Source organism: Streptomyces albiflavescens (assembly GCF_014645835.1).
Lineage (GTDB): Bacteria > Actinomycetota > Actinomycetes > Streptomycetales > Streptomycetaceae > Streptomyces > Streptomyces albiflavescens.
Genome location: NZ_BMMM01000013.1, coordinates 94,492 through 114,304 on the forward strand (window position 1 = coordinate 94,492; position 19,813 = coordinate 114,304).

Annotated in this window: 16 protein-coding genes and 1 pseudogene; 8 read left to right on the top strand and 9 right to left on the bottom strand. The window is 68.8% G+C overall.

The window, feature by feature from the left end:
• Window positions 1-2 precede the first annotated feature (2 nt).
• The 5 genes and pseudogenes from IEY95_RS31175 to IEY95_RS50805 form a co-directional block, all read right to left on the bottom strand.
• Entirely contained in the window at window positions 3-1,115 is a 1,113-nt protein-coding gene (locus IEY95_RS31175; RefSeq protein WP_189189507.1) for an ATP-binding protein, read from the bottom strand.
• Between the two features lie 37 nt (window positions 1,116-1,152).
• Window positions 1,153-2,607, bottom strand: a complete 1,455-nt coding sequence (locus IEY95_RS31180; protein ID WP_189189508.1) for a vWA domain-containing protein — start codon at window positions 2,605-2,607, stop codon at window positions 1,153-1,155.
• Window positions 2,604-3,992 carry a hypothetical protein gene (locus IEY95_RS31185; protein WP_373294573.1) on the bottom strand — a complete coding sequence of 463 codons (1,389 nt, stop codon included), beginning with the start codon at window positions 3,990-3,992 and terminating at the stop codon, window positions 2,604-2,606. The genes IEY95_RS31180 and IEY95_RS31185 overlap by 4 nt, the downstream gene beginning before the upstream one ends.
• Window positions 3,992-4,537, bottom strand: a complete 546-nt coding sequence (locus IEY95_RS31190; RefSeq protein ID WP_189189728.1) for a hypothetical protein — start codon at window positions 4,535-4,537, stop codon at window positions 3,992-3,994. The genes IEY95_RS31185 and IEY95_RS31190 overlap by 1 nt, the downstream gene beginning before the upstream one ends.
• A gap of 245 nt (window positions 4,538-4,782) precedes the next feature.
• Window positions 4,783-6,030: pseudogene (locus IEY95_RS50805) on the bottom strand (SpoIIE family protein phosphatase).
• A 122-nt stretch (window positions 6,031-6,152) separates the two neighbouring features.
• On the opposite strand from IEY95_RS50805, the gene IEY95_RS50225 reads away from it, so the two are divergent.
• Together IEY95_RS50225 and IEY95_RS31200 are read left to right on the top strand one after the other, a co-directional pair.
• Complete coding sequence (locus IEY95_RS50225; RefSeq protein ID WP_268240529.1) at window positions 6,153-6,278, top strand: hypothetical protein; 126 nt, start codon at window positions 6,153-6,155, stop codon at window positions 6,276-6,278.
• Between the two features lie 13 nt (window positions 6,279-6,291).
• Window positions 6,292-7,107: a DUF427 domain-containing protein gene (locus IEY95_RS31200; protein ID WP_189189510.1), complete on the top strand. Its 816-nt coding sequence runs from the start codon at window positions 6,292-6,294 to the stop codon at window positions 7,105-7,107.
• A gap of 244 nt (window positions 7,108-7,351) precedes the next feature.
• On the opposite strand, the gene IEY95_RS31205 is transcribed toward IEY95_RS31200, so the two are convergent.
• Both IEY95_RS31205 and IEY95_RS31210 read right to left on the bottom strand, forming a co-directional pair.
• Window positions 7,352-7,633 (bottom strand): hypothetical protein, encoded by a 282-nt coding sequence (locus IEY95_RS31205; RefSeq protein ID WP_189189511.1) that lies wholly within the window; start codon window positions 7,631-7,633, stop codon window positions 7,352-7,354.
• 866 nt (window positions 7,634-8,499) lie between these two features.
• Window positions 8,500-10,200, bottom strand: coding sequence for a multicopper oxidase family protein (locus IEY95_RS31210; RefSeq protein WP_189189512.1), 1,701 nt, complete (start codon window positions 10,198-10,200; stop codon window positions 8,500-8,502).
• 392 nt (window positions 10,201-10,592) lie between these two features.
• Between IEY95_RS31210 and IEY95_RS31215 the strand changes: the two genes are divergently transcribed.
• Window positions 10,593-11,036 (top strand): hypothetical protein, encoded by a 444-nt coding sequence (locus tag IEY95_RS31215; RefSeq protein WP_189189513.1) that lies wholly within the window; start codon window positions 10,593-10,595, stop codon window positions 11,034-11,036.
• Window positions 11,037-11,182: 146 nt separating this feature from the next.
• On the top strand, window positions 11,183-12,193 hold the full coding sequence (locus IEY95_RS31220; protein WP_189189514.1) for a serine/threonine-protein kinase: 1,011 nt from the start codon (window positions 11,183-11,185) through the stop codon (window positions 12,191-12,193).
• Here the strand turns inward: IEY95_RS31220 and IEY95_RS31225 are convergent.
• Window positions 12,190-13,275: a PP2C family protein-serine/threonine phosphatase gene (locus tag IEY95_RS31225; protein WP_189189515.1), complete on the bottom strand. Its 1,086-nt coding sequence runs from the start codon at window positions 13,273-13,275 to the stop codon at window positions 12,190-12,192. The two genes, IEY95_RS31220 and IEY95_RS31225, sit on opposite strands and share 4 nt — an antisense overlap.
• A 483-nt stretch (window positions 13,276-13,758) precedes the next feature.
• On the opposite strand from IEY95_RS31225, the gene IEY95_RS31230 reads away from it, so the two are divergent.
• From IEY95_RS31230 to IEY95_RS31245, 4 genes are all read left to right on the top strand, one after another.
• Window positions 13,759-14,517 carry an IclR family transcriptional regulator gene (locus tag IEY95_RS31230; RefSeq protein WP_189189516.1) on the top strand — a complete coding sequence of 253 codons (759 nt, stop codon included), beginning with the start codon at window positions 13,759-13,761 and terminating at the stop codon, window positions 14,515-14,517.
• 98 nt (window positions 14,518-14,615) lie between these two features.
• Window positions 14,616-15,893, top strand: a complete 1,278-nt coding sequence (locus IEY95_RS31235) for a PP2C family protein-serine/threonine phosphatase (protein ID WP_189189517.1) — start codon at window positions 14,616-14,618, stop codon at window positions 15,891-15,893.
• A gap of 99 nt (window positions 15,894-15,992) precedes the next feature.
• Window positions 15,993-17,633, top strand: a complete 1,641-nt coding sequence (gene pgm / locus IEY95_RS31240) for a phosphoglucomutase (alpha-D-glucose-1,6-bisphosphate-dependent) (RefSeq protein ID WP_189189518.1) — start codon at window positions 15,993-15,995, stop codon at window positions 17,631-17,633.
• A 258-nt stretch (window positions 17,634-17,891) separates the two neighbouring features.
• Window positions 17,892-18,653 carry an SDR family oxidoreductase gene (locus IEY95_RS31245; RefSeq protein ID WP_189189519.1) on the top strand — a complete coding sequence of 254 codons (762 nt, stop codon included), beginning with the start codon at window positions 17,892-17,894 and terminating at the stop codon, window positions 18,651-18,653.
• Window positions 18,654-18,766: 113 nt separating this feature from the next.
• Here the strand turns inward: IEY95_RS31245 and IEY95_RS31250 are convergent, their stop codons facing one another.
• On the bottom strand, window positions 18,767-19,540 hold the full coding sequence (locus tag IEY95_RS31250) for a CAP domain-containing protein (RefSeq protein ID WP_189189520.1): 774 nt from the start codon (window positions 19,538-19,540) through the stop codon (window positions 18,767-18,769).
• Between the last annotated feature and the right edge of the window lie 273 nt (window positions 19,541-19,813).

Here is a 19,813-nt window from a genome sequence, read left to right on the forward strand (position 1 = left end):
GGTCACGACAGGGTGGCGATCGCGTCGCGGCCGCCCTCGAGGAACTCCGGCCAGGATCCGCCCTCTTCCTTGCTGCGCGGCTCGACGACGCCGTGCAGGTACTTGTTGAGGATGGCGAGGTCCTCGGGCTCGCGCCGTGCCAGTGACCCGACGAGCGAGGAAGCCAACGTGCGGGCAGTCAGGGCGCGCTCGCCGAAGAAGTTGCTGTGCAGGATGGCGTCCTCGAGCACGCCGATCTGTTCGGCGGAGGACAGCGCGGACTCCAGCTTCTCGTCGTCGCTGCCGGCCGCGGCGGCCGAGGCGCGCAGGTCGGCGAAGCTCTGCAGCAGCACGTCGAGCAGCGTCGGCGGTACGTCCAGCTCGATCTGGTGGCGGCGCAGCAGTTCCTCGGTGCGGAAGCGGACGATCTCCGCCTCGCTCTTCTTGTTCGTGACCACAGGGATGCGGACGAAGTTGAAGCGGCGCTTGAGCGCCGAGGAGAGGTCGTTGACACCCCGGTCGCGGCTGTTGGCTGTCGCGATGATCGAGAAGCCGGGCTTGGCGAACACGATGTTGTCGCTGTCCAGCTCGGGAACGGAGATGTACTTCTCGGACAGGATCGAGATCAGCGCGTCCTGGACGTCGCTGGTGGAGCGGGTGAGTTCCTCGAAACGGCCGATCGCGCCGGTCTCCATCGCGGTCATGATCGGCGAAGGGATCATCGACTCCCGCGACTGGCCCTTGGCGATGACCATGGACACGTTCCAGGAGTACTTGATGTGGTCCTCGGTGGTGCCGGCCGTGCCCTGCACGACCAGCGTGGAATTACGGCAGATCGCGGCGGACAGCAGTTCGGCCAGCCAGCTCTTGCCGGTGCCGGGGTCGCCGATGAGCAGCAGGCCGCGATCGGAGGCCAGCGTGACGATGGACCGCTCGACGAAACTGCGGTCGCCGTACCACTTCTGCGGGATCTCCCGCTCCAGACCGTCGGCGCGCTCGGAACCCAGGATGAACAGGCGGACCATCTTCGGGGACAGCCGCCAGGAGAAGGGCTTGGGGTTGTCGTCGATGGACTCCAGCCAGTCGAGTTCCTCGGCGTACTTGATCTCGGCAGGGGCGCGCAGCAGGTCGGACATGTCAGGGCCTTTCTCAACTGGTATTAAGCAACTGGTATTAAGCGAGGAACGTCTTGAGTTCGTGGACGAGCTTGCGGATGTGGCCGGAGATCACCGGCGTACCGAGGTCCTTGAAGCGCTCCCGGAACCACGGGTTGACGCTGCCGCGACCGGAGCTGGTCACCGAGCCGACCGGGATGAACTTGGCTCCCGAGCGGTGAATGGCGGCCATGCTCTCGAACAGCTGCTCGGTCCGCCATTCGTAGAAGTCGGAGATCCACACCACGACGGTGTTGCGGGGCTCGGCGATCTTCGGCTGGGCCAGCGCCATGGCGACCGTGCCGTCGGTGCCGCCTCCGAGGTTGGTGCGCAGCAGGCTCTCGAAGGGGTCGTGCACCCAGGGCGTGAGGTCGAGCGCCTGTGTGTCGTACGCGATCAGGTGGACGTCAACCTTGGGCAGCCCGGCGAAGATCGACGCCAGGATGGTGCAGTTCACCATCGAATCGACCATCGAGCCCGACTGGTCCACGACGACGATCAGGCGCTGGGGCGTCGTCTTGCGGGCGGTGTGCCGGTAGTAGAGGCGGTCGACGTACAACCGCTCTTCCTCCGGGCTCCAGTTGGTGAGGTTCTTCCAGATCGTGCGGTCGAGGTCGAGGTTGCGGAACACCCGCTTGGGCGGGACGGAGCGGTCCAGGGCGCCTACCGTGGTCTTCTCCACCTGCGTGCGCAGCACTTCGGCGACCTCGTCGACGAACCGGCGGATCAGGGCCTTGGCGTTGGCCAGGGCCACGCCCGAGAGGTTGTTCTTGTCCCGCAGCAGCTGCTCGATCAGCGACATGCTCGGAGTCAGCTGCGCGGCGAGCTTGGGGTCGGCCAGCACTTCGCGCAGATGCATCCGCTTGACGAGGTCGGCCTCGATGGCACCGAGTTCGGGGCCGATCGCCGGAATCAGCCGGCTGAGATCGGGCGTCCTGCCCGGGCCGCCGGTGCCGGTCGGACTCACGCCTGGTCCTGCGGTGCTTGCGCCGGCCCGGCCGCCGCCGCGGCCGCCGCGCAGTTCGCCGGGCTTGCAGCCGAGCGCGAGCTCCAGCCAGCCCGCGTCGGACTGCCAGCGCGCCAACTGTCCGGCGGTGACGGTGCCGGACCCTGAGGCGAAGACATTGAGCAGTACCTTCGACACCAGGGCGGCGCGCCGTACTTCGGCTGCCCGGTCGCGCGCACCGTCGTCGACGGGCGCGGGTGCCATCAGGCCGTCGAACTCGGAGGCCAGCTCCGGGTGGCGCTGCACGATCGAGTCGACAGAGACCTGTGGATCCAGCAGCCCGGACGGCAGACCGATGTCCTCGACGACGGCGAGGCTCGCCGATTCCAGCGTCGCCTGCTCCTCGTGGTCGAAGAGCCGGGCGAGGAGCCGCCAGTACAGGACCTGACGGCGGTTGTCGTGGAGGTCCACCTCGGGGTTCTGTGGGGTCGTGTACGCGGGCGATTCTTCGGTCGAGTGCTCCGTCATTTCCGCAGCAGCCTCCCCGCACGCTCCCGCAGCACGGCCACGGCGTCCGTGGCGGCCTTCTCGGCCTTGACGCCCGCCTTGTCGGTGGTGCCCCCGGCCCATCCTCCGGCGTGGATCGCGACAGCCTTCTTCCGCACGGTCGTCTCGACGGCCAGCGGCTGGACGCGATAGGTCCCGGCGTCCCAGCGGAGCAGCCCGATGCACGCGCCGGAAGCCGCGACGGCCTCGGGGGTGAGCGGCCCGGCGCTCGGAATCCGGTCGGTGTCGACGATGAGAGGGTGTCCGGCGACGGCGAACGAGAGCGCGTCGTCGTCGGTCTGAGCGACGTAGCCCTCCAGGAACACGGGCACGGCGATGCGCGCCGGGTGCCGGTCGAGAGGTGCGGTCACCGCGTCGGTGGCGGTGGGCAGCGCGACGCGTGCGGTGGCGAAGGCGTCGGCGGGCTCGCCCGGGCGTGCTTGCTCGTCGCTCCAGACCAGGTCACCCTCGGCGGTGACCGGCATGCCGACGAGGTCCATCGAGCGGCCTTCGCCTAGGGCCGCGAGGAGCGACATGTGCGGGCGAAGCAACTGCCAGAGGCCGGCTCCCACGACCGTGTCGGGCTTGGGCACCGACACACTTGCCCGCACCACACGGGACACGGCTCCGCCGACGGGCTCGAACACCGCGTGGACCTGGGCCTGTACGGCGGTCGCGTGTTCCTGCAGGTCGACGCCGAGGGGCAGGAGTCGGCCGGTAGCCGTACCGGTCGCGGGCTCTTCGGCGGCGCCGGGCAGCGTCAGGAGCATCGCGCGCGACCAGAGGTCGCCCCAGCGCCGTACCGGGACGCGCTCCAGGGACGTGCCCGGGCAGGACGCGGCGAGTTCCGCGGCGAAGCCGTCGAGCAGCGTCGCCAGACGGCGCAGGGCCGGGTCCGGCAGCATCGCGGAGACGACCTGTGCCGACCCGGAGATCACGTCGTGGTCGATGCCCTGCCAGCCCGAACGCGCCAGATCGGACAGCCAGGAGCGGGCGGCGACGAGGAGATTCGCTGCCTGCCGCTCGGCGGCCTGCGGGGCCGTCTCCTCGCTGCGGGTGCGGCCGAACGCCTCGTCGAGGCGGCTCACGAGGGCGTCGTGCACGGAGCCGAGCAGTGCCGTGCGAGCGGCGGCGAGAGCGATGAAGTGGTCTTCGCTCGCGGCTCCGGCCGCCGTCTTCTCCGCCGCCTCGGCGACCCTGGCGGCGAGCGGCGTCCCCGCGACAGCGTGGGCGAGCTCGGTCAGTCCGGCGGCCTGGGCCGGTTGGGGACGGAGCAGGCCGGCGACGAGAGCCTGGTCAAAGCCGTCGACGGCCGCCAGGGCTTCGTCGAGCCCGGCGATGGGCTCGGACAGCAGGTCGGCGCGCATCACGCCACCCCCCTGGTCGGCGGGAACCACTGCATCTCCGGCAACGGCGCGGTGCTCGGGGCGAGTTCCAGATAGGCCAGGTGGCGCAGGAACCGGCTGAAGACGGGCGCGGCGGCCTTGGTGTCCCCCTGCGACGGACGTGTGTTGCTCATGACGTCGGCGATGGTCTGCGCGCTGGGCTCCCCGTCCACGGTCTCGACCCTCAGATAGCGGGCGACGCGCTCGGCGCCGTACTGCAGCACCGCCTCGCTGATCAGGGCCCGGATGTGATTGCAGAACGAACCCCGTGCACCGCCGCAGGGTCGGTTGTTGTTCGTACTGCAAGCGAACGCGTAGGTGCCGACCAGCACCGACGAGACGTAGACCCGCTCGATGTCCGAGCCGCTGGACACCACGCCCTGCAAGCGTCCGTCGGCCAGCTCGACGAACGGGACCTTGGCCAGCTTGCGCGGCCGTGCGGGTGCTATCACCCGTTCCGTGCTCGACCTCTCCCAATCCGACAACGCACCATCTCCTATGCACTCAGGGGGACTTCCACACCACATCGGCGGGACACGACTGAACATAGTGGCGACCACTGACAACGCCCGATCGTGAAGGCGCGGCCGCTTCGGGGCACGGTCGTTCCGATGGCCTGCGAAGCCGCTGCGCGGGTGGGCGCGGACACCTGGTGGTGAGACCTGCGGCCTCGGACAGCCGCGGACGGGCCGACTCGCAAAATGCACTGCGACGTGCGCCAGGTGTCAGTCACAGGAGCCGTGGGCCCTCGACCCTCGGTCGCTGTCGCCTTTCAGCCGAGCGTGCGGACCAGCAGGAGCGCCACATCGTCGTCGGGATCGGGGCGCAGCGTGCCGAGCAGCATGTCGCTGGTCCTCTCCAAGGAGTGCTGTCTGCCTTGAAGGATCCTCGTCATGGATTCCAGCGCGATGTCGATGGGCCGGCTGCGGTTCTCGACCAGCCCGTCGGTGTACAGGGCGAGCAAGGAGCCCGGTGGCAGTTCCTGCTCCACGGTGCCGAAGGGCACGCCGCCGACGCCGAGAGGTACGCCGCCGGGCACGTCCAGGAGTTCCGCACTGCCGTCGGGGCGGATCATGACGGGCGGGAGATGACCGGCGCTGGACATCAACGCCCGTTCGTTCAACAAACAGGACCGCATCCTCGCCTCGGAACTCGCCGCACGTGCGGCGACCTGCGTGGACAACGCCCGGCTCTACGGGCGCGAGCGCACCGCGGCGCTGGCGGTACAGACTGAGCGTGCCCAGCACTTCACCCCGGGCCACCAGCGGGACGGCCAGATAGGAGTGGACGTCCGCTGTACGCAGGATCTGGGCGGCATGGGAGTCCGTGGCGATGCGTCGCATCATCGCGGAGTCCACACGCGCCACCAGGATCGGCCTGGCTTCCCGGACGCACTGGGTGATGATCCGGGTGCAGCCGTAGGTGGCCGGCTCACCGACCGGGTCCGCGGCGTGGATGGCGTCCGTGAGGTACCCGGCCGATACGGCCAGCGCCCTGAACTCGGCCTGGGCGTCACCGGTGACCGCGGTGGTGGTGGCCAGCCCGAGGACGCGGCCCTCGGCGTCCTCGATGCGGTGGTACGACTCCGAGTACGCCCGCTCCTCGGGCTCGGCTGAAAGGGCGAGGTCCCGCTCCACGCGCCGTACGGTTGTGGCGTCCGTCGCCAGGCCCAGAAGATGGGCCTGCCCGTGGCTGTCGCGCAGCCGCATGGTGCGAAACTCCACTGGGCGTTCGGTGCCGTCCCTGTGCTGCAGGGGGAAGACACCCGCCCATCTGGCTCCGGACCGGACCTGCGCGAACAGCTCGCGCGCTCGCTGCCGGTTGCCGATACCAGGAGGTGGTCGGCGCCGTGACCCAGAGCCTCGTCCGCCCGATATCCGAGCAGTTGTTCGGCTTCGGGACTCCGCAACACGATGCGCCCGTCACTGTCCAGCACCACGGCCGCAACCTGCAACAGGTCGAGCAGCCGGCCCGGCGCGGCGGTGATCCCGTCGTCGTTCCCGGTTGCATACTCGTGCATTTCAGCCGCTCCCTCCGGCCCGGCACCGGCACTGCCAAGATCCGCCCTGCGGGTTCTCCGATGACGTCACAACGCGCTCCGGAGGGCAACACCTGCACCATGGATCCGTTCACGAACCGCAGATGGCGGGCGTGGTGGCGTGTGGTCGCCGTACCCCGCGCGCGACCGTACGGGTGACGGTGCTCCCCCCGGGGGCGCGGCCCGGCGCGACCATCGCGTACGCCATGGTCACCCTGTGGGCCAACTGAAGGAGAGCCGCTCATGAGCGCATTCCTCACGCCGCAATACGTCAGGACGACGCCGGAAGGCATCCTGTGGGAGCCGAGCGAGCGCTGGGTCCGCGGCCGCACCGGCGAGATCACCGTCGTCGACAGCAGGCATCCGGTGCTTGTCTGGGAGCCCGGTCGGCCGGTCCCGCTGTACGCCTTCCCCCGCGAGGAGATCCGGGCCGACCTGCTGCGCCCGGCCCAGAATCCACCGCTTGGCACGCACTCCGGCTCGCAGATCTTCTACGACCTCGAAATCGGCGGCGAAGTGCTGGAGAACGCTGCCTGGACCTTTCCCGCCGACGACCTGGCCGACCACATCGCGTTCGAATGGTTTCAGCGCAGCGGCAAGGGACTGGACCACTGGTACGAGGAGGAGGAAGAGATCTTCATCCACCCCCGCGACCCGCACAAGCGGGTCGACGCTCTGCCGAGCAGTCGTCACGTCAAGGTGGAGATCAACGGCACGGTCGTCGCGGACACGAACCGGCCGGTGGTGCTCTTCGAGACCGGTCTGCCCGTGCGCTACTACATCCCGCGCGAGGACGTCCGCCTCGATCTGCTCGTCCACACCGACCACACCAGCGGCTGCCCGTACAAGGGCACCGCCGAGTACTGGTCCCGGCAGGGCGATGCCGACGCCCCGCCGAACCTCGCCTGGAGCTATCCGCACCCGCTGCCCGCGGTGGCCGGCATCGAACGGCTCATCGCCTTCTACAACGAAGCAGTCGACATCACCGTGGACGGCGAAGTTCTGGAGCGCCCTGTCACTGCGTTCAGCACCACCCTCCTGGAGCGCCCGGCGACGTAGGGCCGACACCCATTCCCTCGGTCATGGCCCGTCGGATGTGCCTTGACCCGTGGGGAGGGGCCGCAGCCCTCACGGGCTCCGGCCCCTCGTGCTGATCCCGGGGCGAGTACGTTCCCCATGCCCGGCTGCCGTCGCGGGGGCGCCACCCATGCGCAGAACGACAAGCAGCCCCACGCAGCCGTAGCTACGCGGGGCTACCGGGGAGAGATCAACTGGCTTTACCGAGTTGACTCGCCGTCAAACTTCAACCGTCAGTGGCCGCCGCCGCCGCCACCACCGCCGCCGTGGCCGCCGCCACCGCCGCCGCCGTGGCCGCCGCCACCGCCGCCGTGGCCGCCACCGCCGTGGCCGCCGCCGCCGTGGCCGCCGCCGCCGTGTCCACCGCCGCCGTGGCCACCGTTACCGTGTCCGCCGCCGCCGTGTCCACCGCCGCCGTATCCACCGTTGTCATGTCCGCCGTTGCCACGTCCACCGTTGTCGTACCCACCGTGGCCGTGTCCACCGCCGCCGTATCCACCGTGGTCATTGCACGAGTCGCCCCAGTAACTGCTGTTGCAGTAGTCGTTGGACGAATCGTGGTGGTACGAGGTGGCGGCACTGGCGACGCTTGCTCCGCCAAGGGCCAGAGCCAGGGCAGCGAACAGGCTTGCGAACAGCCGGAAAGCCGTTGATGTGATTACCCGCATGGTGTTCCCCTTCCCGGGAGCGTTGACGGCTCCGAGCCCCGCTCGGTCGCGGCGACGTCAGCACCAGGGAGGCACTGAGACGTTTGCGAAGGGGTCCGGTACATCGGCCTTGAAGTGGCGGGAGTTGCCGTCGCCGACTCATGCGCGGGCGCGCAAGCATCGGGCCCCGACGGGGCTGCTCAGTGCGGCAGTCCCCTAGGCAGGGCATTCGTCCGTCGTGCGACCGACGACCGGGTGACCGGCGGTCGCCATGTTGAGATTGTTCGTCTCATCAGGCAAAAGACGGACATTTGGTTCAATGCGCTTCTAACTTACGCATATGATCGCATCGAAGTCAAGCGGGGCAGATGGGGCCCCGAGGCCTGGAAATTCGGGCCTGGAGTTGCGTGCAACTCCCGGTCGCGGCCGAACAATTGGCGCCCGCTCGGCCCGAGTGTGCCGTCCATGATCCGGGCCGCCGGACGGGGGGTGGCGTTACCGCGTCATCACTGTGTGCTACGAGGGGTGTAATGTCCGTGCGCCTGGCGCGATACGCGGCGCGATGTGTCGGTCACGAATTCGATTCGGGGCTCCTTCGGTGCCTCCGGAGCTGGTGACACCCCCACGCCCTGCATGTGGCACGCAGAGGTCTTCGTACCAACTCCGGAGGCGGCTAGGCCCATTGCGAGCTACGAAGACGGTGGTGGGCGGGTGGTCGACATCATCGTCACTTTCGGTAGCCGAGGATGGTCATCATGCCGGATTCGGAGTGATACTGGTTGTGGCAGTGGAGCATCCACAGGCCTGGGTTGTCGGCGTTGAAGTCGACGACGAGTTTGCGGTGCGGCAGCACGATGGACGTGTCTTTGCGGGCTCCGACCGCGTCGATGCCCTTGAGGGCGAAGGTGTGCCCGTGCAGGTGGAGGGGGTGCCACATGTCGGTGGAGTTGATGAGGGTCAGGCGGACCCGCTCGCCCTCTCGGACCGGGTGGCGACGTGCGAGGGAGTAGGGCTGGTGGTCGAAGCTCCAGTTGAATTCCCGCATGTTGCCGGTCAGCCTGACCCGAATCTCGCGGTCCGGCTTACGGCCGCAGAGGGCTACGGATTCGTGTGGCACGAGGCGTCGAGCCGGCACGATCTCGCCGTCGAGCTCCCGCGGATGTACGGAGGCATGCGGGCTGGCCCCGCCCCCGGTGCGCAGGAGTGCCAGGGCTTGGGCGTTCTTGCCCTCGGCGAGCGCGACCAGCGGGAACACTCCGTCCTTGGCGGTGATCAGCACGTCGTAACGTTCAGCCATGCCGAGCAGGAGGGCGTCCGTCTTCTTGTGCTCGACCCGGTAGCCGTCCGTGTGCGTCACCGTCATCTCGTGGCCGCCCAGCGCCACGCGGAAGGCCGTGTCGCCACTGGCGTTGATGATCCGCAGCCGGATGCGGTCCCCGGGGCGGGCCCGGAAAACCGAAGGAGCGTGCGGGAGGCGGCCGTTGACCAGGTACAACGGGTAGTCGACACTGCCACCCATGCTGTGCAGGATGCGGCTGTGGGAGTTCTGCAGGATGCGGGAGGGGCCGTGGGAGCTGTTGCCGTCGTGTTCACTCTCCTCGCCCGTGTCCACATCCATGTCCATGCCCATCGGCGCACCCCTGCCGTGGCGCAACTGCGCGAGTACGCCGTCCGGAGTGGAACCGGCGACGCCGTCCACCCAGTCGTCCAGGACGATGACCCACTCCTTGTCGTAGGACAGGGGCTCCCTGCGGTCCTCGACGATCAGCGGGGCGTAGAGGCCGCGGTCGAGCTGCATTCCCGAGTGTGAATGCAGCCAGTACGTGCCTGGGTGGGTCACGGCGAAGCGGTACCTGAAGTCCGCGCCGGGCTTGATGGAGTTCTGGGTCAGATTTGGTACGCCGTCCATGTCGCAGCGCATTCGGATACCGTGCGAGTGCAGCGTCGTCGTCACCGGCAGATGGTTGGCGAGCGTCAGATCGAGGATGTCGCCCGCGGTGATCCTCACCTCCTTGCCGGGCAGTGTGTCGCCGTACGCCCAGGACCTGACGGTCCGCCCGCCCAGGTCGAGGGACGTCTCGGCAGCGGTGAGCCTGAACGTGCGGACGGGGCCGGGCCCGCGTGCCTTTTCGGCGGCGATGACCTCGGGATCCGAGGGGTTCACGTATCCCTTGGGTCCCTTGGGGACGAAGCCCCTGCCGCCGTGCCCGGTCGTCACAGCCCTCGGCGGGGAACCCGCCTTTGGGTGGGATCCGGGCTCAGTGTGCGAGCCGGGCCCCGGGCGGGCTCCGGACACCGAGCGGGAGCCGGTCCCGGAGCGGGAGTCGGTCCCTGTCTGGGAGCCCGACCCGGAACAGGCGGACAGGACTCCCGAGCCGACGGCCACGATCGAGGCACCGAGCAAGGTGCGCCGCGTATGTGTGTGCATGGATGAATAACACACGTTTTGTGCCCAAGTGTCAGAGAACCGGGTCGGCGCGTCTCGTGAATCGCATGCTCCGCCCTACGGGGACGCAGGTCGCGCATGACGAGGATTCGTCGAAACCCGGTGGGGGACTCACCTGAATGGAGGAGGGGCAGGGTGTTCCAGCGGGGCCGGCTCGGTGCGAGCGCCTCTCTCGACCTGGGCCGACGCATGGTCTCGCTCGCCCGGGTGGTACATCGCGGGGCGCGGTCGTAGCGTCGAATGAGGAGCAACTGCTGGACGAGGCGCCGCTGTCAGGGGCGACTGCTCCTGGCGCGCCGACCGCCGAGCGCGGGCGGATGAGGTGTGGACCGAGGGCCGCGTGGGCTCGTACATAAGGCAGCTGGGGAGCCGGCATGCAGAAACAGAAGTTCAAGTCGGCGGTTCTGCTCTGTGCCGCCGCAGCGCTGGCAGGGGCATTCGTGCCGGCCTCCGCTTCCGCGGAGTCGCCCGCGAAAGCTCCGGTGGTGGCGGTCGACTGCTTTTCGAAGCCGCAGATAAGGCCCGGCGACTTCTTGCTGGCCTGCGGCGATGGCAACAACCGCCTGACGGCACTGCAGTGGTCCCATTGGGGACGAACGTCCGCGGTGGGCAGCGGACTGGACGCCGTGAACGACTGTCTTCCCTACTGTGCCGCCGGGAAATTCCACACCTTCCCTGTCACCGTTCGGCTCGACCGCCCGGAGACCTGGCAAAAAAATCCTGGGCTGGAGCATTTCACCCGACTCCGACTGACCTATACCGACAACAGGCCGCCGCAGCTGCAGCAGCGAGAAGTGACGTACAAACTCTGGGGCTGACGATCGACAATTCTCTCGGTCGTCATCTCCGCCGAACAAAACGGCCGAGCGGGCGATTGTGTGGGCGGCTGGAATAGAATCTGATACGGGCGGACGGTCCGGGTTTGGTTCACGGTTGTCGCGCGGTGAAGTGTGGGTGATGCGCGATGGATTCGACACCGGATGGGGCGAGTTCGTATGCGGGTCGGCCCTCGGGGCTGATTGGCGCGCAGATCGCGGGTTACCGCGTGGAGCGTGAGATCGGCCGTGGGGGTATGGCCGTTGTGTATTGTGCGAGGGATTTGCGTCTGGAGCGCACGGTTGCGTTGAAATTGCTTGCCCCGGAGATGGCTCGCAACGACACGTTCCGGCGCCGCTTCACGCATGAGTCACGTGTGGCCGCCGCGATCGACCATCCTCATATTGTGCCGATCTTTGAAGCCGGTGAGACGGATGGCGTCCTGTATATCGCCATGCGTTATGTGTCGGGCCTTGACCTGCGCGCTCTGCTCGACCGGGACGGGCCATTGACGGTGGAAACCGCGCTGCGTATTGCCACTCAGGTGGCGTCGGCGCTTGACGCAGCCCATGAGCATGATCTCGTGCACCGGGACGTCAAACCGGGCAATATTCTGGTTGCTCAAGGCACTGACAGTGATCACCCTGAGCATGTCTATCTCACGGATTTCGGTCTGACGAAGAAGTCCTTGTCGTTGACCGGGTTCACGACGGTGGGCGAGTTCGTCGGCACGCTGGACTATGTGGCACCGGAGCAGATTTCGGGCCGTCCGGTGGATGGCAGATGCGATCTCTACAGTCTCGCCTGTGTCGTCTACGAAACTCTTTCGGGCGGTCCGCCTTTCCAGCGAGATGAGGACATAGCGCTGCTCTGGGCGCATCAATACGATCAGCCGCCTGCCCTGAGTGAGATGCGGCCGGGGATCACGCGTGCGTTGGACGGTGTTCTGGCAAAGGCATTGGCGAAGGTCCCCGAGGACCGTTATGACTCCTGTCTGGAGTTCGTGGCGGCTTTGCGGGCTGCTGCGAGCGGTGCCGAAGAGGGGGCGCAAGCGCCGGTGCAGGTGGGGTCCTGGGGTGCTGCGGGCGCGCGGCAGCCGGGGCAGGCGCCGGACCCGCCGGTCTGGGCGCGGCCGGTCTTTGGCCGCCTGCCCGGTTAGGTCGGTGGTGGTGCCTCTTCGGGGAGGAGACAGGCGGTGAGGGCGGCGGTGTCGTCGTGCAGGTGGTTGTCGCTGTAGGCGAGCAGATCGTGATGGAGGCGGTCCAGGAGTTGTCGGGGAGGGAGGGGGCCCCAGGAGCGGACGCGCTGGATGAGGGGGTAGAAGGAGCCGGTCGGGTCGCGGGTTTCGGTGATGCCGTCGGTGTAGAGGAGTAGCTGGTCGCCGGGGCGGAAGGCGTGTTCGTCGACCTGGTACGGCTCCCCGACGAGCATGCCGAGGTTGAGGGGTGGCGCGGACCGGGACGTCTCCAGCTCACTCACTCCGTCCGGACGGATGAGCAGAGGCGGTGGGTGACCGCAGTTGACGATACGAAGGATGCGGTCGTCCTCGACGATCTCGGCGAAGACGGCGGTCACGAAGCGCTCGCTCATGTCGCTCCCGGGGAGCTGGGCGGCCCTGCGGCCCATGCTGGTCTCCACCCGGCCCGCCAGCTCGGCCAGGTCGCGTTCGTCGTGAGCGGCTTCGCGGAACGCGCCGAGCAGGGTGGCGGCGGTTTCCACGGCGAGCAGGCCCTTGCCGCGTACGTCTCCGATCAGCAGGCGTACCCCATGTGTGGTGGGCACGGCCTCGTAGAGGTCGCCACCGATGCGTGCCTCCGCGGCGGCGGAGAGATAGAAACTCTCCACCAGGATGTTGCCGATCCGGTGAGGGAGCGGCCTGAGCAGAACGCGTTGGGCGATGTCGGCCACGAAGCGCACGGTGGCGAGGGTGCGTTCGCGTCGTATGCGGTGGGCGGCGAGGAAGGTTCCCAGGGTGCCGACCAGAGCGGTGCAGAAGTAGGCGGCCACGTAGTGGCGGTCCCACAGATACCCGACGGAACGGCCGGCGCAGCACGGGGTGCCGGCCAGGACCGCCTCGAAGGCGATGGCGAACACCGTGATGCCGATGACGGCGACGGGTCCGTGCGCGAAGGCGGCCACCAGCGGCAGGGCGATCAGGAGGAAGCTCACGGGCCATTGCACGGGCGTCATGGGTTCGATCAGCAACACGGCCGCTACGTAGAAAGCGGGCATCCAGCGCATCCATGCCGGTGGTGCCGGCAATGCCTCGCCGCCGCCCGGCCGAGGCTCACGGTGACATGCTTCCGAAGTGCGACCCGGCCACCTCACTGCCCCCTCCAGCGCCCGGACGCCGCCGTACCGGCGAGGTGTCCCCGGACGGGGCCTGTGAGCGGACGACGCACCTGACGGCTCGATTGACGCAGCCTGCACACACGGGACTCCTGGCACAGATTTCGGCAAGAGGACCAGCCTGCTGCGCCCCGGCACGGCGTACGGGGCATTGCTCCACTCGGCGGCATGTCAGGGCCCACGTGTTGCCGCCCTGGTGTGCGGATCGCTGCTCTGTCGCGTCCGTGACCTGCTGCGACCTGATGATCTGGCCCCGCCTCAAGCGCGCCGAAGTGCATCCGCACGTGCCGCCGCGCTCGCCGTCGCGCGGGCCGCGCGGAGTCGCCGAGGTCCGTGCGCCTTGCCTGTGCCGTCCGCCCGGCGCACGCTGGTCGTATGGGTGCTCATGACGGCCCTACGCTCATCACTTCCGTGCAGCGGGCCTTCCGCCTGCTGGAAGCGGTGACCACGCACGAGAACGGCGCGCCGGCGAAGCAGCTGGCACGTGAGACGGGCCTGCCCCTGGCCACCGCCTATCACCTGCTGCGAACGCTGGTCCACGACGGCTACGTACGGAAGCTGGACGACGGCGGATTCGTCCTGGGCGACAGGCTGGAGACGCTGCACACCAGGGGCCGCGGTCAGACCATGCTCAGCCGTGTCCGCCCCACGCTCGCCGCTCTGCGGGACGAGTTCGCGACCGCCGCGTACCTCACCTTTTACGAGGAGGGCGAGATCCGGGTCGCCGAGATCGTCGACGGTCCCCGGGCACCCAGGGTGGATCTCTGGGTGGGATTCGAGGACGCGGGGCACGCCACCGCGCTGGGCAAGTGCGTGCTGCGAGAACTGGACGACGACTCCCGCAAGGACTATCTCTCCCGGCACCACCTCGCCGACCTCACGCCACGGACCATCACCAGCTCTCCGGAACTGCTCCGGCGAATCGACTCCTCACCCATGGCCCCCGCCGTCACGGATCTGGAGGAGTACGCACTCGGCACGGTCTGCGTCGCCGTGCCCGTCTACAACGGGGACACGCTCGGCTCGCTCGGCGTCTCACTGCCGGCGGACCGGCTCTCCCGACTTGAGGAGATCCGGGAGCGGCTGATCCCGACCGCGAGTCGTGTGACCAGGAGCCTGTCCATCACTATCTGAAAATCCTGTTCTTGTGACACTAGGGCAAATCGCCTTTCCTGGATGAAACGGGCATTTCAGGAGTGTGCCCGCGCTCAGGTGAGGACTGCAGACAGAACATGAGTCAGGCCCGAGACCATGGCAGCGACCACTGGCAGATACGGCCGCGCAGGGACCGAGTGGCCAGCCCCGGGGCGTCGGCCCTCAGGCGCGTCGCAGCACAGTTGGCCGCCGGTGCACCAGTGCTGCCCGTGCTGATCGTTGCCGTCATCGCGCTCGTCGACCTCCTCGGTGGAGCGGGGATGATCTGGCTCCCCCTGCTCGCGGCCGGGCCCGCGCTGGCCGCCACCACCAGCGGGACGCGCGGGGTGCTCTGTGTCGGTCTCCTCGCCGCAGTGGTGGGCGTGCTGCTCGGAGCCCGGGATGGCGCTCCGCGACACGAGCTGGCGGCCGTACTCTCCGTCGTGGTGGCCGTCACGCTGGCGAGTGGCCTGGCCGGCGCGCTGCGCGGGCGCCGTGAACGGGTGCTTGCAGCCGTCCGTTCGGTCGCGGAGGCTGCCCAGCAGGCGCTTCTCACGCCCATACCGGCGACTGTCGGGCCCTTCCGGGTGGCCGTCCGCTACAGCGCCGCGGCGGCCGAGGCCCGTATCGGCGGGGATCTCTACGCACTGGTGTCCACCCCGTACGGGGTCAGGCTGATCGTCGGCGATGTGCGCGGCAAAGGGCTGCCGGCCGTGGGGACGGCCGCACTCGTGCTCGGCGTCTTTCGCGAGGCCGCCTACGAAGAGCCCGATCTTCTCGCCGTCGTCGAAAGGATCGAGCGGAGTCTGGCGCGCAACCTCGAGTTCGACGACTTCGTCACCGCCGTAGTCGCCGGATACCCGCAGGCAGGGCATCTGGAGGTGGTCAACTGCGGACATGCGCCTCCGCTGCTGGTACGCGAATCCGGAAACGTCGTGGCGGTGGAGACCGAGCATCCGGCCCCACCCCTCGGACTGCGCGCCCTCACGGGCGAGACGCCCAGCCTCCAGGTGCTGCCCTTCGCCGACGGGGAACAACTGCTGCTCTACACCGACGGGGTCACCGAGGCGCGTAACCACAGCCGTGAGTTCTACCCGCTCGCCGAAGGGCTGGCGCGCCATGTGTCCGACGAGCCGGCGCGCACCCTCACCGCGCTCCATGACGAACTGCTGGTGCATGTGGGCGGCCGACTGCACGACGACGCGGCGCTCCTCCTGCTCCGCAAACCGTCCCTGCTCGAAACGGCCGTTCCCGAAGCGACCGTTCCCGAAGCGACCGTTCCCGAAGCGACCGTTTCCGAAGCGATCCTTCCCGAAGTGACCGTTCCCGAAGTGACCGTTCCCTGGAAGACCCACGTGCAGGCACGCTCCTCCTGATCCCCGGGTTGGCCCCCGGTGGGCCACTCGCGGACAGCGGCCGTGACAGGGAAAGATGAGACCGCAACGGACGGTCAACACATGCGGAGGAGCGGGCACATGGTGCACGAGCGAGCGGGCAGTCCGGCCGGTCCCGAGGATCTTGTCGACGTCGCCCGACTGGTCACCGCGTATTACGCACTTCACCCCGACCCGGCCGAACCGGCGCAGCGCGTCGCGTTCGGCACGTCCGGACACCGCGGGTCGTCACTGGCGACCGCGTTCAACGAGGACCACATCGCCGCGACCAGCCAGGCCATTTGTGAATACCGGGCCGGCCAGGGCACTGACGGTCCCCTCTTCCTGGGTGCCGACACCCATGCGCTGTCGGAGCCCGCGAAGGTCACCGCCCTGGAGGTGTTCGCCGCCAACGAGGTGACGGTCCTCATCGACGCCGCGGACGGCTACACGCCCACCCCGGCGGTGTCACACGCCATCCTCACCCACAACCGCGGGCGCTCCTCCGGTCTGGCGGACGGCGTAGTCGTCACGCCGTCCCACAACCCACCCGCCGACGGAGGCTTCAAGTACAACCCGCCGAACGGCGGACCGGCCGGCTCCGAGGCGACCTCCTGGATCCAGGACCGCGCCAACCAGATCATCGCGGGCGGGCTGAAGGACGTGCGCCGCCTTGCCTACGCCCAGGCCCTCGCCGCCCCCAGCACCGCGCGGTACGACTTCCTCGGGACCTACGTCTCCGACCTTCCGAACGTGCTGGACCTCGACGCGATCCGTGCCGCCGGCGTGCCTCTCGGCGCCGACCCGCTGGGCGGGGCATCGGTCTCCTACTGGAGTCGCATCGCCGAGCAGCACGGACTCGACCTGACGGTGGTCAACCCGCTCACGGACCCGACCTGGCGCTTCATGACACTGGACTGGGACGGCAAGATCCGTATGGACTGCTCGTCGCCCTACGCGATGGCGTCGCTCATCGAACAGCGCGACCGTTTCCGGATCGCCACCGGCAACGATGCGGACGCCGACCGGCACGGCATCGTCACACCGGACGCGGGGCTGATGAACCCCAACCACTACCTGGCCACCGCCATTTCCTACCTCTACTCCCACCGCGAAAGCTGGCCCGCGGACGCGGGTGTCGGCAAGACCCTGGTGTCGTCCGGAATGATCGACCGGGTCGCGGCCGACCTGGGCCGTCAGCTGGTCGAGGTTCCCGTCGGCTTCAAGTGGTTCGTGGACGGGCTGGTCGACGGTTCGCTCGGTTTCGGCGGCGAGGAGTCGGCCGGGGCTTCCTTCCTGCGCCGGGACGGCTCGGTGTGGACCACCGACAAGGACGGCATCATCCTGGCGCTGCTCGCCGGTGAGATCACGGCGGTCACCGGCAAGACACCGTCCGAGCACTACGCCACGCTCACCGACCGCTTCGGCGCACCCGCATACGAGCGCATCGACGCCCCCGCGTCACGCGAGGAGAAGACCCTCCTCGCCCGGCTCTCACCCGAACAGGTCGGCGCGGACACCCTCGCCGGAGAAGCCGTCACCTCTGTGCTGACCCACGCCCCCGGCAACGGCGCGCCCATCGGCGGCATCAAGGTGACGACCGCCGACGCCTGGTTCGCGGCACGGCCCTCGGGCACCGAGGACGTCTACAAGATCTATGCCGAGTCGTTCCTCGGGCAGGACCATCTGCGTACGGTGCAGGAGGAGGCCAAGGCCGTGGTCCAGGCGGCATTGGGCGGCTGAACCGGGGCAGCTCCGAGACTGCGGCCGGCCCGCCGTGCCGATGGTGCCAACGCTCCTGGCAGCTCTTTTGTCCGTGGCGGCCGATTCCGGCTCGGTCGACGCGCCCGTGGCCGGAAGAGCAGGCGGTTGGGTGGCAGAGGCGGTCAGCGCACCGAAGCGCGACACTGGGACCAGCGACTGATATCCGGAGGTTCGGATGACGGGCCCCGAGCTGGACTACGACTGTAGTGTGACGGTCCTCGGCAGCGGGGCTTCGCCATGACTGCCACACCCAGCGCCACCGGCACCCATCGTCGTCCTGACCTCGCCGACCAGACTGTTGTGGTGATCGGCGCCAGCGCGGGTATCGGGCTGGAAACCGCCCGCCAGGTACGCGCGGGCGGGGGTCGGGTGGTCCTGGTCGGCCGCAATCCGGAACGGCTGCAGGAAGCCGCACGCGAGCTTGACCCGGTGAGCACGGCGGCGTTCGACGCCACCGACACCGATCGCCTCCAGCAGTTCTTCCAGGATCTGCCGGGCCCGGTCGACCATGTGATGGTCACAGCCGGCAGTCCTTCCTACATACCCTTGGCAGGTATGGACCTCGCAGCCGCCCGCCGAGAGTTCGACGAGCGTTTCGCCACGACACTCGGGGTCGCCCTCTACAGCCGTGACAAGGTCCGAGCCGGCGGCACGCTGCTGTTCATGGGCGGCACCGGCGGCCGACGCCCTGGTGTCGGCATGGCCGTCGCGTCCACCCTCACTGCGGCGCTGCCCGCGCTCATCGCCAACCTGGCGCTCGAACTGGCGCCGATCCGGGTGAATCTCATCGCTGCCGGATTCGTCGACACGCCCCTGTCGGCCTCGCTGCTGGGCGATCAACTCGACGCCCGGCGTGAGGAACTGCGCGCCGCGCTCCCCATCCGCCGGGTCGTCGAACCGGCGGACGTCGCCGCTCTGGCCGTGCACATCATGTGCAACGACGCGCTCACCGGCGCGACGTACGACATTGACGGGGGCCAGCAGCTCGTCGCCCACTGACCACCGGGAAGGACTCGGGGACGGCAGTGCCTCCTTCGGGGCCGCCCCGGGACCGATATCCCGGGGCGGGGCCAAGAACGTCGCGATGGGCGCGGAGTCCGGCGCGGGCCCGGTCAGCGGGCCGTGCCGAAGTCCTGCGTCCAGTAGCTGCCGGGCTGCGCCAGGCCGACGCCGATCTCCTTGAAACCGCAGTTCAGGATGTTCTGCTTGTGGCCGGGACTGGACATCCAGCCCGCCATGACCTGCTCGGGAGTGGAGTATCCGTACGCGACGTTCTCGCCGTAGGCGCTCCAGGTGTAGCCGGCACGCGTGATCCGTTGGCCCGGGTCCGAACCGTCGGAGCCCGTGTGGGACATGTTCTTGTGGCTTGCCATGTCCGCGCTGTGATCCTGGGCGGCCTTCGAGAGCTTTGCGTTCAGCGTCACGGGGGAGCATCCGGCCTTGCTGCGCTCGCTGTTGACCAGGGCCACGACGCGAGCCACGGCGCTGGATGCCGGGGCCGCCGTGCTGGGTGCGCTGGGGGATGCGGCGGGGGGCGTCCTGGGTGCGGCGGGTGCCGTCGAGGCCGGAGCGGTAGGTGGAGCGGCCGGCGCCGAGGGCGCGGTGGGGGGAGCGGGTGCCGTCGTGGCGGGCGCGGTGGGTGCGTGCGAAGCCCGTGCCCAGGGCTTCGAGGTCTTCTTGCCGCCGCTCCACCGGTGTTCGCCGCCGCTCCACCGGTGTTCAAGGGACGCGTTCTTCCACTGCCTCCACTGGCCGTAGGGCTTGGCGTTGTCGCTGCCCGGATCGTTCGTACAGGCCAAGGCGGCGGACGGTATGGCCAGCGCGCTCAGTGAGACGGCAGCGATGGCTATCTGCCGGTGGCGCGTCTTCCTGCGGTGCTTGCTCATGCGGACCTCGCTCCGTCGTCGCGGGAGCGCCTCCGCTGGGCTCGGCTCTGCACGGACGCGGTGCCTGAGCTGCGGTGACGCCTGCTGGGGCCGTCATTGTTAAAACCTGAGTGAGCGACTGCAACGAGCAGCACTACTACCCTGCCTCGTAGTCCGCGATCGCCCTTGAATCGGGCGCACAGGTGTGCAGCCCCGGCTCGCTGGATCCTGGCAAGACCTGACGCTCCGTCAGGAGGCCCTATGTGCCCGGCGAGCGGCGCGAGGGAACAGAGT